The sequence below is a fragment of the Vibrio sp. A1-1 genome, from assembly GCF_021728175.1.
GTDB lineage: Bacteria > Pseudomonadota > Gammaproteobacteria > Enterobacterales > Vibrionaceae > Vibrio > Vibrio diabolicus.
In genome coordinates this window covers 33,801-51,466 of record NZ_JAKKCL010000006.1, presented here as the reverse complement: position 1 = coordinate 51,466, position 17,666 = coordinate 33,801, and the positions used below count along the sequence as shown (strand labels likewise).

Sequence of the window (17,666 nt, the reverse complement as noted above, 5' to 3'; positions counted from 1 at the left end):
CTTGAGTGGGTAGAGTGCAATTCGCGATAGTGGGATCTGACTTCTATAGTTTTCCGACACTTGGTTTTTCTATATCTAGTTTTCGACTCAGAGAGAGGAAGGGACGACAAATGAAAAAAGTAATCATCGGGTTGGTCGTGGCGTTGACGTCATTGAGTGCGTTGGCTGGTGAGGGTGTGGTAACCGTTGCGAGCACGCATTCAGCAAAAGATACGGCGGATAAATTTGTCGCTATCGCGCAAGAAAAAGGGTTGAACGTCTTTGCGCGCATTAACCATCAAGAGAATGCCACGAAAGTCGATATGACGTTGCGACCAACCGAAGTTATCGTGTTTGGAAACCCTAAAGTGGGCACGCCACTGATGATCTGTGCGCAGGAAGTGGCGCTCGATTTACCCCAAAAAGTGTTGGTGTATGAAGATGCTGAAGGCAAAACGTGGTTAGCTTACAACGATCCGATGTATTTAAAACAGCGCCATCATATTGAAGGCTGCGACGAGGTATTGAACAAAATCAGCGGCGTGCTGGGCAATTTAACCAACGCGGCGGCGAAGTAGGGCTGGTTATTGGCTTCGCTTTTTTTACTCCGAAAACGAAAAAGCCAACCTCACAAGGAGGTTGGCAAATCTTACCTAGATTGGGGGAGGTAAGATCAGGAGGTGGCGAGTACGCTGTGCACTTCTGACTTAATTGAGTCAGACTGCGTACCGAAAATCGCTTGTAAACTGTCGCCAATCACTAACACATCTCGCGCGCCGAGCGCTTTTAGCTTAGTAACATCAACGTTGGCAATGTCTTTTACTGAGACACGCAGACGGGTGATACACGCATCGACTGACTTAATATTGGCTTTGCCGCCCAATGCAGCCACTACATCCACCGCAATTTCATCAGGTTGTCCGGCGATCTTCACTTCTGCAATGTCGGTTTCGCGACCCGGCGTTTTTAGATCCAACTTCACAATTAGGAAGCGGAACAAGCCGTAGTACAACGTCGCCCAGATTGGACCGATGATGATGAACATCCACGCGTTGGTCGACATTGGGTAGTAAAGGAAGAACTGAATCGCACCGTGCGCAAAGTCCGTACTGTGTTTGATTTCCAAAAATGCGGTGATCGCAAACGCAATACCGGTGAGGAAAATATGGATTACGTACAGCACTGGCGCGACGAATAAGAAGGTAAATTCGATTGGCTCTGTGATACCAGTTAACCAAGAGGTAAACGCAGCTGATAGCATCAAACCGCCGACGATTTTCTTACGCTCTGGAGACGCGCAGTGGTAAATCGCCAGTGCCGCTGCCGGTAGTGCCCACATGGAGTACATAAAGCCACCAGACAGATAACCCGCAGTTTTGTCGCCTGCGAAGAAGCGAGTGAGCTCACCGGTAAACTCTTTGCCTGTTTCTGGATCTATGTAGCTGCCGACTTCAAAGAAGAACGGCGCATTCCAGATGTGGTGCAAACCAACTGGGAGTAAAGAACGTTCGCCCGCGCCGTAAACCGCCCACGCGAGTACCGGGTTTTGGTACGCGGCCCAGTGAGAGAATGCATCAAGAAGTTGTCCGACAGGTGGCCATGCAAACGCGAGAATCGCACCAACGACGATCGCCGATAAACCAGTGACAATGGGCACAAATCGCTTACCCGCGAAGAAGCCCAAGTATTCCGGCAGTTTGATGTTGTAGAAGCGGTTGTACATGATTGCCGCGACCGCACCGATAAAGATGCCGCCAAACACCCCGGTTTGCAGCGTCTCAACGCCCATGATGGTGGCGTCAGTTTCTAAGCCGCGCAGACCAGTCACGATACCGAGCGAGGCGTTCATAATAATTAGGCCAACTAAGCCAGCGAGCGCAGCCGCACCGTCATTGCCTTTTGATAACCCGAGCGCTACACCGACCGCAAACATCAACTGCATGTTGCCGAACACGCCTTCACCGGCTGCGAGCATCACTTTGTTGACCGCGTCTGGAATAAACGCAAACCCCGCGTTACCAATACCCAGCATCAAGCCAGCCACCGGTAACACCGCCACAGGCAGCATCAACGACCGCCCTATTTTTTGTAGTTGTCCAAATATACTTGCAAACATGGTTTCCTCCTGACGAATGCCAGTGTTGTAGGACCTGATTCCTTCAGGTCATGTTGTTTCACGTAAGGTCAGGATGATCATAGCGAGCAAGGCGGCGCCTAAGGTTACAAAAGGCAATCAGTTTGTAAGTGGCCGCTTACAAATCTCTTACACCGAGAAGTGAAAATTGTAATCGGCTCGATTGTGCATGGGCGTTTAAGAATGCATCATATTGGCCAGCGCCAAACTCAGGGACGGACACAGGGAAAGTAGGATGGAAAACAAGCAGATACTGGTCGTCGATGACAACCTCGACCTTCGCGAAGCGTTGTCAGATTACCTTGGTCGCGCAGGGTTTGAAGTGCTTTGCGCAGAAAACGGCGGCGTGATGTGGCAACTGCTCAACGATCACCATCCTGATTTGATCATCCTCGATATTATGATGCCCGGTGAAGACGGCTTTACCTTGTGCCAGAAACTGCGCAAAAACTCCGATATCCCGATCATCATGCTGACCGCCGTCACTGAAGAAGCCGACCGAGTCGCAGGGCTCGAAATGGGCGCTGACGACTACATCACCAAATCATTCAGTCCGCGCGAACTGCTCGCGCGCATCAAAACCATTCTGAGACGCAGCCAATCGACCACCAACAGCAAACTGACGCGTAAAGTGCGTTTTGACGGTTGGTTGTTAGATACCGTAACCCGGCAACTGACCCACGTTGCTAGCCGCGAGGTCAAGCAACTTAGTGGTGCGGATTTGTCGCTGCTCGGTTTGTTCGTCAACCACGCGCAATCAATATTGTCTCGCGATGACATTGCACGCGAGATCTGGGGACGTGATGCTGAGCCGTTTGAACGCGGTATTGACGTGCAGATCAGCCGCTTGCGTCATCACCTTGAAGATAAAGACCGCTCGCTGATCCTAACGGTGCGCAATAAAGGCTACATGCTGACCACGGACGTGCATTATGAGAATTAAACGCTGGACGGGCTCACTGGTCGTTCGCACCAGTGTGTTCTTGTTGCTGGTGATCATTCTGGCGCAGGTATTATCCGGGATTATCTGGTATCAACACGCCAGTGAACGCGATAAAGAAGGCCTGACCACCACGGTCAAGAGCTTAGCACTGAGCGCTTCTTCCACCATCGCCTTCTTTCAAACCCTCCCTTCGGAATATCGCCACTTGGTGCTCAATCAACTACGCAACATGGGTGGTACGCGCTTTTTCGTCTCACTCAACAATCACCAGATTGACGTCGACCCGCTGCCAGAGAGCGAGCGCAAAACGTTGGTCATCAACCAAGTTCGCGAGGTATTAGAAAGCGAGCTGAGCGGCATTCCTAATATCGAGGTGGAGTTCACCCAGCGCGACAAACTCAAAGTGTTCAACAACGAGCTACCTATCGACGAACTGCCGCTATTGTGGGCGCATTATTCGCTGTCGTTTGGTGACCTCAATCCGCCCATTCTGGTGATGCAGGTCGAAGTCGCGCAGAACGAATGGTTTTATCTCGCGGCGGTGCTGCCTGCGCCTTACATCAACCTAGAGACTAACTATTTTGAGCTGCGCCAATGGCTGACGCTATTGCTGTCCGCGCTAATGCTGTTGCTGTGTACCTGGTTTATCGTTCGCAAAGAAATTCAACCAATTCGAGAGCTGGCAAAAGCCGCAACCCTGATGTCGAGCCGATTAGACGTGCCCGAAGTGTCTGAGCGCGGCAGTAACGAACTGAAAGCGGCGGTACGTGCGTTTAACAAAATGAATCGACGCATCGACAGCCACATTAAAGACCGCGAGATGCTGTTCAGCGCCATCTCTCACGATCTGAAAACGCCGATTGCCTGCCTAAAACTACGGGCGGAAATGCTGGATGACGACGCCGACCGAGAACGCTTTATCCGCCTGAGTAACGACCTAGACTTGATGGTCAAAGGCGCATTGCAATGCATTAAAGAGACCGATATCCACGAGGAAATTGAGCCGATCAATTTCACCCAACTGATTCAGCACATTTCCGCCAATATCGCCGATGCGCCGGGCACAATTCGCATCCACGGCGAAATCCGCACCCACTTTGCTGGTAAACCGTTAGCAATTAAGCGCTGCATTCAGAATCTGGTCGATAACGCGCTCAAATACGGCCATCAAGCGGACATTACGCTGAGTGAAAGCCCAGAGTCGATCCGGATTGAAATTGAAGATCACGGTGACGGTGTTGACGATTTATTACTTGAAAAGCTCTGCCAGCCATACTTCCGCGCTAGCAACGATAGAGAAGGCAGTGGGCTGGGGTTAACCATTTCACAGAGCATTGCAAAGGCTCATGGCGGCAACTTGTTGCTGAGCCATTCTCAGTTTGGCGGCCTCTGCGCCACACTGACTTTCCCGAGAGACTGACTATGAACAAACTGGCATTCTTGTTCCCACTGTTGCTCGCCCCTTGCGTCGCTCACGCTGAGTCGCCACAAGGGGTAGAGTTTTTACATTGGTGGACTTCTGACGGCGAACAGCAAGCGCTGCAAACACTCAAAGCTCAGCTACAACGGCACGATATTGAGCTGCTGCAAAGCCCGGTGTTAGGCGGTGGTGGTGACAGCGCGATGACGGTACTGCAAGCTCGCGCGCTGGCGGGCAATCCACCGAGCTTCGCGCAAATCGAAGGGCCAAGTATTAAAGCGTGGGATGCCATCGGTATTTTGCACAACGTCAACGCAGTAGCGGATGAGCAGCGCTGGGACGAGGTGCTCTACCCGCTGTCTATCGAAATCAATAAAACACAAAGCGGCTATATCGCCCTGCCACTTACGCTGCACCGTTTGAACTGGCTGTGGGTCAACCACAAGCTGCTGAAACAACTGAATCTCTCCGCGCCGAAAAACTGGCAAGAGATGTTCGCCGCCATGGAGCTTGCTAAGCAAAATGGCATCGTGCCAATAGCGGTCGGTGAGCAGCCGTGGCAAGTCGCCCAACTTTTCGAGAACTTAGTGATCTCCACTGGCGGCGTTGAGTTCTACACCAATGCAATGGTTAAACTTGAGCGAGACAGCATCGACAGCGATACTCTGCGCCAAGCGCTGACGCAATTTCGCCGTCTGAGTTTGTTGATCGACAACCAATTGCCTGACAGTAAGTGGGATACGGCGACCCAAGCGCTAGCCGACGGTCAGGCGCTGTTTCAAATCGGCGGTGATTGGATTTTGGGTGAGCTGCTCGCCAATCAAGTCTCAGTTCCGCAAGAGGTCGGCTGTTACCCAACGCCGGACAGCGATGGTGTATTCCTCTACAACATGGACAGTTTGGTGTTTATGTCGAGCAAGTCGTTTTCTGCCGAGGCGGCTCAGCAAACCGCAAGCGCGCTGGCAGACGTCGAGTTTCAAGCTAAGTTCAATAAGGTAAAAGGCTCGATTCCGGTACGTACCGATATCGACATCAGCGATTTCAATCCGTGTCAGGTCCAGTCATATCAAGACTTTCACTACGGCGTAAAACACAACCTCGCAGTACCGAGTATGATTGATTCGATGGCGGTCAATCCGGTTGCTCAGCAAGCGATAAACTCGGAAATATTCCGTTTTTATCGCAATCCCAAGATGGAACCCGATGAGCTGATTAAACGCGTTATTGCTATTTCGCAAAGCGGTTAATGGCAATTAATTTGTGCCGAGTGGAATAAAAAAGCCCCAATGATTGGGGCTTGAGTGAAGCGAAGTATGCCGTTTAGAAATAGTGGAAGATCGGCGGTTCATGCATCAAGAAGTTTTGATGGGAGATGTTCCACGCATAGGCGCCTGCTAAGGTAAACACAACATAATCACCAATATCGACGTGGGCGACGTGTTGATTGCGTGCCAGCACATCTTTGGGCGTACAAAGCTGGCCGACAAAAGTTGCTTGTGCATGCTGAATTGGATGAGAAATTTCATGGTGTTGCTCGTTTTTCAGGATGACGAATGGATGATCATGGCTCTGCGCTGCTGGCGTGCGGAAGTGGTGAGTTCCTCCGCGTGCGATGACAAAGTTTTCGCCAAGATTTTGCTTAATATCCAGCACTTCCATCACGTAATAACCGCATGCCGCTGTGATGAACCGTCCGCATTCAAAACGCAGTGTCCAATCTTGCACTTGCTCTTTAGCGATGAGGAATTCCAACTTGTCGCAAAACTCCATCCACGGAAAGTGTTGCTCAGGGTTTTGGTAGTTGATGCCCATGCCGCCGCCCAAGTTGATCATTAGCTCACCGAGTTCGAACTCCTGTTGCCACGCTTTTACGACTTGGAAATAGCGCTGCATTAACGCTAAGTGACGCTCAACATCGAGCTGATGCGACATCAAGTGAAAATGGAAGCCTTTGAGTGACACTTGCGGGAAATCGCGCAGCAACATCAAAGCATTACTCAGTTCGGACTCGTCCAAACCAAAAGGAGTTGGCTTGCCGCCCATCGCCAACTTGCTGAGCGTGATGTCGCCAATATCGATGTTCATACGCAAAAAGATCGAAGCAGGGCGGTTGAGGCGCTCGGTTAGTGCTCCAATGCGTTGCAGCTCGGTGAGGCTTTCGACATGAATTGCATCAACATCAAGCTCAATCGCTTGTTGCAATTCACTTGGCATTTTCCCCGGGCCGCCGAAGATCAATGGCTTATCGAGTTGTTGCTGGTGGAGGTGTGCCAGCTCCCCGCCAGACGCCGCTTCAAAACCATCGACATACGGCGCGAGCGTTTTAAGAATCGGGCCCGATGGATTGGCTTTGGCCGCGTAAAATAGCTCGACATTTTTCGGCAAAACGTGACGCAGTTGTTTGATGTGTTCTTCTAAGGCGTTTAGGTCATACAAGTACGCGCACAAGGGTTGATTTTGCTGCTGTGCGAGCGTGTGAACTTGCTGGCTAACGCGTGTCGGTAGAGAGAGTAAATTAGACATGTTGCGCTCCTTTTTCGTGTTGCTGCCAAGGCGCGGCGACTTGGGTATAGCCCGACTCCTTATCGGCTTTTTGCATCAAACGCGTGGTGAAATTATTTTTGCTTGGGAAGTGACCGCCATTCAGCAACGCTTCTAGTTCCGGCTGTTTTCCATTCACGGATTGCCAACGCACAATGGCACTTTGCACCGCATTCCACAGCGTTTGCTCTAGTGGCTCATCACCTTCTGCGATGAAGAAAATCGCTTCGCTGATGTTGTTGATAAAGGTGCAGTATCCGATGCGATTCCAGCCTTGTTCGCGACTGTAGTAAACTGATTGTCGCGCGCGTTCAGACAAATCAGTTAATGTTTCTGCTGGCCAGAACTCCGGCAGTAATTTAGTGCCTTCCAAATCACGAATCCAAACACAACACGGCATCTCTTGCTCAAAGCCAATCAAGGTGTTTTGCAAATGCGGCTCAAACGCCACACCGTGTTTGAAGTAGTAGTTAAACACACCCGGAATTAGGCCATGCAAATAGCGTTCAAACCACAGTGTCGCGATGTCGGAATAGCGATTTTGCGTAGTACGCGCTTTGTTTTTAAGGCGTTGAGCAATGCAACTGTTGCCGTTTTTGTCGTAAGCAAACAGAGCGCCAGCGAGGGTTGGTTTTAAGATATCGACTTCGCTCAACGAGAAATTTTCGCGATACAAAATCCCAAACGATTCGCGCGCTTTGGTGTTGTCATCCCAATTACGCTCAGCGACACTTTCTAGATTCAATGTGGTGGCGTAAGGCTCTGTCATCACTTTAAATACGGGGTTGTGCAGTCGTTCGTTTTCTCTAATTGGTTTGAGAATCGACGTGAGCTGCACGGCGCTGTCGAGTTCGTACCACGCGTTTTTGCGCACGCAATTGGTTAATCGTACGTTGATGGAGAATTTCGCAAACCAATCCATGTCTGGGTGGTAGAGGGTACGAACTGAAGAGGTCGGCTGCATCTTTTCACCACCTAAACCCAGTGGTGTGATCTTGCCTTGCTCAATGGCACGCTTCACGCTTGGGTTGCTCAAAATGGTGTAGCTTTCCCAAGGATGGCAAGGGTAGAGGGTCTTCTCATTGCTGGTGGTGTGTTGTGGCGCGAGCTGTTGTAGCATGCGCTGCGCAGGGTTAGCTTCTCCGTCGGAACTCAGCACATCAAGTAAGGACGTATCCACTTCAAACCAGTATAGCGGGACTTGCGCGCCGACTTCTGGAGAAAACGCCAAGAGATCATCCATGGTGACGCCCGAACGACTTTTTGGGGTCGGATGGAAAGTATGACCCCAAATCAGAGACTGTTCCGAAGCGATAAATTCGTTGTGATGCGATTTGGGCGCGACGTTGAGAAACTGCTCGGTAACCAGCACGCTATTTTCCAGTTGTTCGATCAGCTTATGGTTAAACGGGATCGCCAATACCTGCTTGAGATAGTTAAGCAAAAGCGTAAGAGTTTGCGTGGCATCCAATTTTGCCCAACCAGATCCCGGCATTTTCGCCCAAGGCAGTTCTGCCAATTTGATTTTGCCCAGTTTGCTCGCGTAGTGAATCGGCAAAACCAGCACGCCATTTTGTTGAGAAAGATGAACGGCTACCCGCTGCTTGGCGGAATAGTTGCGTTTTAACGTTTGGGGTAGCGATGTCGATTGGTAGTGCCATTCCACTTGTTGATTCGGTAGCGCAAATTCACGTAAGTAACAATTAAGAACACCCATTATCGTGTTGAGTTGGGCCTTCTCCCGATTGAGCTGCACATCATGCGCGCGCAACTCGCTAGTCTGAGAGGATTGAGTTTGTAACATGTTGATTTCCAAATTTTGAATGGAGAACCAGCGCGATCAAGGTGATTACGCTGACTATCGCAGAAAGTAGGAAAGGAACCTCAAGTAGCCCCAAGCTAGAAATGAAAGAAGCGCAAAATCCCGCTGCCACGCCACCCCATTTGGACATGGCATCAAAGCGAGAAAATACTTTGCCACTGAGTTTGCGATCCAGATTGCTCGCAAGATGCTGATGCAATCCGTGATAGCAACACACCATCGCGATGCCGAAGATAATTCTCGCAGCAATGAGTGCGGTTTCGGACGCAATCAAATGCAAGGCAGAGCTCACGGCAAGCAATGCAAACCCGAGCCACAACGTGCGCAGCGGTTGATGGCGATTCAGCCCATCTGACAACACGTGGATTTTGCCTGCCAGCAACAGATAGATGCCATGCGGCAGTGCGTACAAAAAACCGATCCATGCGTGGTTAGTGATGCCATATTGCTGCACAAATGGCGAGAAATAAGGAAAGGTCACTACCATGGAAAAAGCAAACCCGAACTGAGCAAAGAAGATCCAACGAATAGCATGCATTGCGTTTTTCTGTGCAACAGGTTGTTCTTGCTGAGATTCTGAGTTTGGCTTTTCGAGGTTTTGTTCGGCGGGTTTATCCTCAGGCAGTGTTAGCGTGATGCCCATAGCAATTAAAGGCAAAACGCATAACCAAAGGTACGCGTTGAGCGGGTTGGTCTCTGACAAGCTCCAGCCGAGCCCAATGGGCGCAACGATCAGCGCCAAGCGAGCAGATAGTTGGGTTTTATTGAGTGACTTGCCGAGTGTTTTGGCTTCTTTAATTTGACTAGATAAGTAGCTGTTCGAGGCAGCCATGGTGCCACCAAAGGTTCCTTGAACAATAAGACCAAACACAAACATGGCGAGGTTGTCTGCCAAGCCGCACAGCGCAAACCCTGCTGCAAGGCCAAGTTGCGCACGCAAGAGTGAGCGGCGGCGACCGTAGCGATCGGCAAAGTTGCCCCAAAATCGCGCCGCCAACGCAGTACAAAACGTAGGTAGGATAAACAATACCCCTGCCCAGTCCGCATCAATGCTTGCGCCTAACGTTGGCAATACGACGGGTAGAAATAGCGGCATACCTAACGCGGCAAACGCAGCGATAAAGTGGCACAACAACACACTGTAGATGAGTTTGGTCATAATCGTTTAACGTACGCTTTTTTTGATGGCTTCTAAGTAGGCGCGCTGCGCTTCTTCGCTAGAAAGCAGTAAGAAGTTCGGAGCCGACAAACCATAGAATTTATTGATGTCACTCGCGCCGGAGGCTTCTTTCGAGAGCAAACTGCCAGAGCTCAACAAGTACTTGGCGTACAAATCAGGCGCCTCTTGCAGTAACTCGCGTGCCAGTTTTGTTTCTAACCCTTCGCCTTCCAATCGGTTGAGTTGCTCAGCAATGCTTTTGGCCACGATGGCGTAAAGCGATGCTGAAGAGGCAATGCCCTTCGCTGCCATAGCTTCTACAATCGCTGCGATATCCAATTGTAATGTGATGGTGGTAAACATCTGACCGAGCGCCAATTCATTGTCGACTTTGATGCGTTGGTCGAGCAGTTCATCGCAATCCACTGGAAGTGTTTCTGCGCCGTGGTTTTGAGCAGCATGCTCTGTTGCAAAGTGGAAGCGCTCTGGCCAAATTCGCGCCGCGTCGTTGTCTTTCATCGCGAGCGTCATTTTGCCCTGTTGATCAAATGAAACGATGGCATTTTGCTGGTTGGACTCCAATGCGATGCCATAACGAAGCCACAAGGTGAGGTGTACTTGGCAAAGAAGGTCGACATAATCTTGGAACCACGCCAGCGTATCTTGTTTATAGTATTGCTCTGCCAAATGTTCTAAGAACAAGCGGTCGTCAGGCATTGGGCTTGCCAGTGCTGCAACCGGAACTAACGCTTTGTCTTCGCAATGAGTAAGTGGGTACTCACGTACGATGTACGCGAAGGTTTTATCCTCGCCGACGTGCCCACCGTGTTTTTCGTTGCAATGGAACAAGCGAGTGTTTAAGTCTGCGTCCGTTTGTTCAAGGTGGCTGAGTAGACGTTCAAACCAGTGGCCGTCATACAGTGTTGAAGGCTTGATTAAGCGAATGTTTTTCGTACCTAGCGATCGCATGATCAGCGGAACTTTGATGTGAATATGCGGTGCGTCGTTGACTACCACAGTACGAACGGAAAGCGTTGGCGTCACGTCTAGGTACGTAAACGGCGCTTCTATCATGCCTTCGGGTAAGGCTTCTAAAGAGCGAAGGGTGAGCGGATGCGCAGGGAACAGTACGTGGCTCAGTGCAAAATCAGCAGGAAGCCCAACTTGCTCCATCGTCGGCCAGCAATCTGGTTGTTCGCTGGTTAATGTCACCAGTGATTTTTCAATCGCAATCCAATGCAGAGCAAAGCTTTGTGCGAACTCGGGCGCGTACTTAGCAAGGTCTTCATCGCTCAGACCAAACTTCGCCCGCGCAGTTGGGTAGTACGGGTGGTCAAGGTAAGAAGCGATCTGGTCGGCAAGCAGCAGTTTTTGATGCCAAGAACCAAGCTCGGATATTGGTTGAGAAATGTGGTCGGCGTGGTGACGAAACGCTTGGTCACACAGTGCTTTGTGTTTCTCTGCGCATCCCAGTTCTTGAAGGTACCCCGCCAACAATTCGTGAGAGCTCTCATGCGCCAGTGTCGTTAGTAGCGCAATCCACTCTTTGTAATGTTGTTGATGCTCGACTTGGCCATTTTTCTCCACCCACCAACCTTGCGGTGTTTCGTCATTGGCGTGACCGTAGCGCCAGTGCTGCATGTAATACGTTGGCGCAACGGGTAAATACAACGTGAAATCAGAGTTGGCAAATATCAGCCAGACTTGCTCGTCTTGAGGAACAATTACCCCTTTTGGCGCGTCGCTACTGAACTTGGCTTTTGACAAAATGCCAAACATATCTTCGCGTAAGCAAGTGTCGATCAATCGTTGCGTTAGATACAAAGCGTTGTCATTCATGCTGCCACCTCGCGAGTCGGAGCTAGATCGAAATTGCTAAGCGCGTTCTGCAGCGCTTGGTCGAGGTTTCGCCCTGATGGTGAGACAATCGAAATTCGGGCGAGATAATCCTTATTGGAATAACTCTGTTGGAAGTGTTCTCCAGCGGTTTTTAGTACCTGTTGCTGGGTGATGATATCGTCATCGTGTTGGATGAAGGAGGTCGAATCTCCATCAATCACACCACTGTGTTCCGCAACCACATAGTGCACGTGTGCTGAGCCATGAATTTGGTAATCGCCGTCCAATCTTCGGCCTAAATGCAGACCTAAAATTGTGCTAAACCAACCGAAGTGAGCGAGATTGTTGAGCAAGAATTCGCGACCATCTCCAATGCTGCGGTAGTTAATTTCCACTAGGACTGGGCCGTTTTCAGTGATAATAAATTCGCTGTGGCAAACACCAAAACCAACGCCAAACGCTTTCAGTTGAGCCACGCAAGCTTCTCGGTGAGCAATGCCGTTTGGTCCGTTCCAGTCTGCGGCCGTTTCGATAAAGTAAGGCGGCTCAGAGAGCGACACATCAAAACCGCCCACGGCGATAAGGCGCTCACCATCTCCTAAAGTTTCTAGCGTAACCAACGGCCCTTGAAGGAATTGCTCCACCAGAATGGCGGCGTTTGGGTGTTTTTGCCAAAACGCATCGCAGTATGCGTCGAGCTCGCTTTGGGAGTCACAGCGCTGCACATCTAAACTTGCCACGCCTTCTTTGGGTTTTGCCACGACAGGAAAGGCCATGCCTAATGCCACATTCGAATGGCGGTGCAGCAAACAGCTTTGTGTGTTGGGTAGGGCTTTTTCATTTAACACTTGTCGAGTTAAGTGTTTGTTTTTGGCTTTTAACGTGACAGACCAATCTTTGGATGGGAGGCCAAAAAATTGCGCGCAGATGGCGGTGGAAGTTTGTAAGTGATCACTATTGCTGAAAATAGCGTCTGGCTTTAATTCATGCTCCGTGATGGTTTCGATGAGTTCTAATGGGTTGAAGACATCACATTCTAGAATGGTATCCGGATTAAAGTGACTATCACGACTCGCCAGCTCTAAATGGCTGAGCTTATGGTCGGTGATAAGAACGACGTGAAGGTCCATCGCTTTAGCTGCAGGCACGAAGCCGTGAGTGACTGCATCGTTAACGACATGACTTACGATAATCATCGTAGATTTCATGAGCTTTCCTAATTTTCTAACATTTTCTTCTAACGTTGATAAAGTCGCTCACGGTCGTCTTCCAATGTGCCTCTCGCGAGACGGAGGGCAGAAGTTTTAGTGTTTATTGTTATTATGTTTGGTTTTTTTTGTTGTTAGTTGTGTTTTTAGGGTAAATAAATATAGAGCATAAAATTAATATTGCAAATAGAAATAATATTTGTTCTTATTTCCATCCGTTGGCTTTATAACAACTAAACGGAATTATGGAATGAATAAATTATTGACCCTGACCCCCTTGGCGGTCGCGATTGGTTCTTCACTAGTAGCACCAAGCGCAGTGGCTTCAGAAGAGACGAACTCAACCTCATCAGCAACTGAAACGATTCAAGTCTTCGGTCATCAGTACGAAGGTTATGCTGAACACATGCCTCAATCAGGCACCAAAACCGATGTGGAATGGCTTGATGTGCCACAAGCGGTATCTGTAGTAACGAAAACAGAAATGCAAGACCGAGGCGCGGTGCGTTTAGTGGATGCGCTAGATGGGGTAGCCGGGGTCAATAACACCTTGGGCGAAGGCAGCCGCGATCAGTTCATGATCCGTGGTTTTGATTCACTCAACGATATGTACCGTGATGGCTTGCGAGATGACGGTACGTTGCAGTCTTACCGCAGCTTAGCGAACGTTGAACGCGTTGAAATTGTGAAAGGCCCTGCGGGTGCTTTGTATGGCCGTGGTTCTGCTGGGGGCATCATCAACTTGGTGACGAAACGCGCTAACGGTGAGGATTTTACTCACGTAAACGGCAGTGTAGGCAGCAACAACCAGTATGTTGGTCAGGTCGACAGCTCAATGGCGTTTTCAGATAAGGTCAACGGGCGTATTAACTTGGAATACCGTCAAGCCGACTCGTACGTTGATCATGTTGATTCAAACGATTTCTTCATTGCACCGACCATTCGTGTGTTACCAGCGGATGGTCACACCATTGATATTGACGTGGAATACGCCCATCAAGAACTAGTGCCATATCGTGGTGTGCCATCAAAAAATGGCAAGCCAGTTGATTTGCCAGTAAGCACTTACTTTGGCGGCACAAACGACTATCAGGAGTCAGACAGTCTCCGTATTGCGGTGGATTACGAATGGCGTCTGAATGATCAATGGGTATGGAACAACCGAGCTGCGTTCAACCATATCGAACTTGAGCAAAAAGGCACGCGTCAGGGCAAAGTGACGGGTAATGAAGTGTCTCAAACCGTTAACAACTTTGGTTACGATCCACGTACTACGACCACTTTGCAATCTGAGTTGGTTTGGGAAACCAGGGACAATCAATTGATGGTGGGTGCAGATTTCAACCAGATCGATATCGACCTAACGTTGGCAAGTGATAAAACGCTTCCTCCGCAAAATATCTACGACCCAGTCGTTGGTCCAACGACTGATCCGGGCTTTAAGCCATTTCGTGACAATACCACCACCACGACAGGTTTGTATGTGCAAGACGTCTATACGTGGGGCGACCTTTCTTTGATCGGTAACGTGCGTTACGACTCGATGGAGCTCGAACAACAAAAAGCGGGCTCAGATAAGGAAAAGTTGGATGATGACAAAGTCAGCTACCGTGCTGGTTTGGTATACCGTATCAATTCCGACACATCCGTATACGCCAGTTTAGCGCGCTCTTGGCAGTTACCGTACGCTGGTATCTACATCAATCCAAAATTGGCGGAATTCTTCCACACCGACTTAAAAGAGGTGGGTGCAAAAGCGTACCTTTTGGATAACGCATTAATGTTGAATGCGGCACTGTTCCAGATTGATCAAGAGCAACCACAAACCAACGTGGACGGCGATGTGATCGATAAAATTGAAGTGCGTCACCAAGGCATTGAATTAGAGGCTCGCGGTCAAATCACCAAACAGTGGGACATCTCTGTGGGTTACAGCTATTTGGATGCGGAAGACAAAGCCACAGGCAAAAAGCCGAACGATGTATCAGACCACTTGTTCTCTCTTTGGAGCACTTACCAATTGGATGACAACTGGCGTTTAGGCGGTGGTGTGAAGTACGTGGGCGATCGTTACGCAGGTAACGACGAAGCAGTCGCACTTGGCGATTACACAACGGTGGATTTGATGGCGGCGTACACCACTGGTCGTCACAAAATCCAAGCGAACGCTTACAACATTTTGGATGAGAAATACATTCTTGGCGCAACAAACGGCACGTCTGGCTTAAACCAGATTGGCTACGGCGCACCAGCCGAGTTCATGCTCAGCTACGGATATCAGTTCTAGGCTTTTTGTGCGTAGTTAGCGCCTGTTAGCCAATTTTTACCTCATATTGAGGATGTTTAGCCCCGAGAGCCTACGGGATGTATTCTGCCCGAGGCTCAATTTCTCGCAAAGGAGATCTTAATGTCTTACCAGAATTTGGATGGTAAAGTGCGTGTACGTGCTGGTTTGTCTACCACTTACAGTGTGCTCGCGATTGCTATCGCTTCTGCCACCTCCATGAGCGCAGTTGCCGCTCCTGCCGCAAAAAACGAAACCACCGTGATGGAAACGGTTGTTGTCACTGGTAGCGTGATTGGTAACTCTGAAATTGAAGATGTCAAAGAGTACCCAGGTGCTCGTACCGTCATTACCCGCGATCAAATCGAGAAAACCGCCGCAGGCTCGATTGATAACGCGCTACAGCACGTGCCGGGTATTAAAGTTCAGGATGAAAGCGGAACGGGCGTATTGCCTAACATTTCTGTACGTGGTTTGAAAGCAAGCCGTAGTGGTCATGCTCAGTTCTTGATGGATGGTGTACCGCTAACACTTGCGCCATATGGTCACACTGGTCAGTCTATCTTCCCAGCAACACTGTCGATGCTTGATCGTATTGACATTGTACGCGGTGGTGCCGCAGTACAGTACGGCCCAAACAACGTCGGTGGTGTGATCAACTTAGTGACCAAACCGATTCCACACACGTGGCAAACTGAAATCAGTAACCGTCTTACCGTGTTTGATGGCGGTGATGCGCCGCTGAATGATTTTTACCTGCGCACGGGCGGCTGGTTAAGCGACACGTTTGCACTGCAGTTGGAAGGTAACTTCCTAAAAGGTGAAAGCTTCCGTGAACATTCCGATACGGACGTGAAGAACTTTCAAGCTAAAGCACAGTGGCTATTGAGTGACACTCAAGAGATTCAAGCATTCCTGCAACGTTACGATGCTGAAACGCAAATGCCGGGCGCACTTTCGCCACAAGATTACGAGCAAGATCGTCACCAATCGAAACGTCCTTACGATGATTATGAAGGTAAGTCGACGCGCTGGAGTGTTAAGTACATTCACGATTTGCCATTTGCCGACAGTGCCGAGCTAGAAGTGCTAACGTTTGGTCATAAGTCAGAGCGTCTTTTCAAGTGGGGCTTTAACAGCGCGGGTGGCCATTGGGCAGATCCGGCTTTGCCAGCGACGGACGTTCGTACCTCTCCACGTGAATTTACCGTGTATGGTATAGAGCCAAAAATGGCGATGTACTTTGGCGAAGGTAAATCCGTTACTCAAAACTGGATCGTGGGTACCCGTTATGTTAACGAAGACATTGACTACAAACTCACTCAGACTCCAATCGCCGGTGGTGCAACCAGCGTTCCGCGTGATTGGCATCTAGATACGGACGCGTTTGCTGGATACGTTAGCAACGAAATTGGTTTGTTCAATGATACATTGAAGGTAACGCCTGGGTTGCGTGTTGAGTCGGTTCGAATGACGTTTACCGATCGTGGTAAAAAACAAACGGCAGACAACACCGTGACGGAATGGTTGCCAGGTTTGACGGTGGCATACAACTTAACTGACCAGTGGGTGACGTATGCGAACGCGCAAAAATCACTTCGTGCGCCACAAATTGCCTACATCCGAGGTTTGGGTGAAGAAGGTAGCGAACTGGCTTGGAACTACGAAGTCGGCGCGCGTTACACCCAAGATGCGACCAGCTTTAACGCTGCACTTTATCGCATCGACTTTGAAGATCAATTGCAATGGCAAAGCTCAACGCAGACCTTCGATAACATCGGAAAAACACTTCACCAAGGCATAGAGCTTTCTGCTCGTTACGTGCCTGAAGCACTACCTGCACTGAGTTTAGGCGCAAGCTACAACTATCTAGACGCTACGCTTGAAGAAGAAGGCGCGAATAAAGGTAATCAACTGCCTTACACCTCTAAGCATCAGCTTGGTTGGGATGCAACCTACGCATTTTACGGCATGGACACCACGCTATCGGGCTTCTACTTCAGTGACTCGTATACCGATAACGCCAACACCAGTGCCGAAGATGCAACAGGCGCAACGGGTAAAGTACCATCTTACATGGTGTGGAATTTCAACTTGGGGACGGATTTATACAAAGACGACAAAGGCAAGTTACGCATGAATGTTGCGGTGAACAACTTGTTTGACGAGGAGTATTACTTCCGCGGGATTGATACAAGCCCAGTTGGTCGGTACCCAGCTCCGGGACGCTCTTACACACTGGATCTGAACTATCAGTTTTAAGCGTTTCGTTCACCGAGTTTGAAAAGAAAAGTCGCCAATTTACCTTGGCGACTTTGCCGATCTTAGGTACTGGAA

The 17,666-nt window shown here is 49.7% G+C and carries 12 protein-coding genes; 6 read left to right on the top strand and 6 right to left on the bottom strand.

Going from position 1 to position 17,666, the window contains the following annotated elements:
• The first annotated feature begins 110 nt into the window (after window positions 1–110).
• Complete coding sequence (locus tag L3V30_RS10815; RefSeq protein WP_005383492.1) at window positions 111–557, top strand: DUF302 domain-containing protein; 447 nt, start codon at window positions 111–113, stop codon at window positions 555–557.
• 95 nt (window positions 558–652) lie between these two features.
• Here L3V30_RS10815 and ptsG read toward each other — a convergent pair whose 3' ends face one another.
• Window positions 653–2,095, bottom strand: coding sequence for a glucose-specific PTS transporter subunit IIBC (ptsG, locus tag L3V30_RS10810; protein WP_237308900.1), 1,443 nt, complete (start codon window positions 2,093–2,095; stop codon window positions 653–655).
• A gap of 253 nt (window positions 2,096–2,348) precedes the next feature.
• Between ptsG and L3V30_RS10805 the strand changes: the two genes are divergently transcribed.
• Genes L3V30_RS10805 through L3V30_RS10795 form a run of 3 tightly spaced genes read left to right on the top strand, consistent with a single transcriptional unit; the run spans window position 2,349 to window position 5,723 of the window.
• Window positions 2,349–3,056: a response regulator transcription factor gene (locus L3V30_RS10805; RefSeq protein ID WP_237308899.1), complete on the top strand. Its 708-nt coding sequence runs from the start codon at window positions 2,349–2,351 to the stop codon at window positions 3,054–3,056.
• Window positions 3,046–4,476, top strand: a complete 1,431-nt coding sequence (locus tag L3V30_RS10800) for an ATP-binding protein (protein WP_237308898.1) — start codon at window positions 3,046–3,048, stop codon at window positions 4,474–4,476. The genes L3V30_RS10805 and L3V30_RS10800 overlap by 11 nt, the downstream gene beginning before the upstream one ends.
• Window positions 4,477–4,478: 2 nt before the next feature.
• On the top strand, window positions 4,479–5,723 hold the full coding sequence (locus L3V30_RS10795) for an ABC transporter substrate-binding protein (protein ID WP_237308897.1): 1,245 nt from the start codon (window positions 4,479–4,481) through the stop codon (window positions 5,721–5,723).
• A 73-nt stretch (window positions 5,724–5,796) separates the two neighbouring features.
• On the opposite strand, the gene L3V30_RS10790 is transcribed toward L3V30_RS10795, so the two are convergent.
• Genes L3V30_RS10790 through L3V30_RS10770 form a run of 5 tightly spaced genes read right to left on the bottom strand, consistent with a single transcriptional unit; the run spans window position 5,797 to window position 13,045 of the window.
• Window positions 5,797–6,999, bottom strand: coding sequence for a type III PLP-dependent enzyme (locus L3V30_RS10790; protein ID WP_237308896.1), 1,203 nt, complete (start codon window positions 6,997–6,999; stop codon window positions 5,797–5,799).
• Complete coding sequence (locus tag L3V30_RS10785) at window positions 6,992–8,821, bottom strand: IucA/IucC family protein (RefSeq protein WP_237308895.1); 1,830 nt, start codon at window positions 8,819–8,821, stop codon at window positions 6,992–6,994. Before L3V30_RS10785 ends, L3V30_RS10790 begins: the two co-directional genes overlap by 8 nt.
• Window positions 8,793–9,998: an MFS transporter gene (locus L3V30_RS10780; protein ID WP_237308894.1), complete on the bottom strand. Its 1,206-nt coding sequence runs from the start codon at window positions 9,996–9,998 to the stop codon at window positions 8,793–8,795. Before L3V30_RS10780 ends, L3V30_RS10785 begins: the two co-directional genes overlap by 29 nt.
• 6 nt (window positions 9,999–10,004) lie before the next feature.
• A complete protein-coding gene (locus L3V30_RS10775) occupies window positions 10,005–11,837 on the bottom strand; it encodes an IucA/IucC family protein (RefSeq protein ID WP_237308893.1) in 1,833 nt (610 codons plus the stop codon).
• On the bottom strand, window positions 11,834–13,045 hold the full coding sequence (locus tag L3V30_RS10770) for a hypothetical protein (protein ID WP_109169277.1): 1,212 nt from the start codon (window positions 13,043–13,045) through the stop codon (window positions 11,834–11,836). Before L3V30_RS10770 ends, L3V30_RS10775 begins: the two co-directional genes overlap by 4 nt.
• Before the next feature lie 250 nt (window positions 13,046–13,295).
• Here L3V30_RS10770 and L3V30_RS10765 point away from each other — a divergent pair, with 250 nt between their 5' ends.
• Complete coding sequence (locus tag L3V30_RS10765) at window positions 13,296–15,332, top strand: TonB-dependent siderophore receptor (RefSeq protein WP_237308892.1); 2,037 nt, start codon at window positions 13,296–13,298, stop codon at window positions 15,330–15,332.
• A 120-nt stretch (window positions 15,333–15,452) separates the two neighbouring features.
• Window positions 15,453–17,591, top strand: coding sequence for a TonB-dependent siderophore vibrioferrin receptor PvuA (gene pvuA / locus L3V30_RS10760; protein ID WP_237308891.1), 2,139 nt, complete (start codon window positions 15,453–15,455; stop codon window positions 17,589–17,591).
• Window positions 17,592–17,666: the final 75 nt, after the last annotated feature.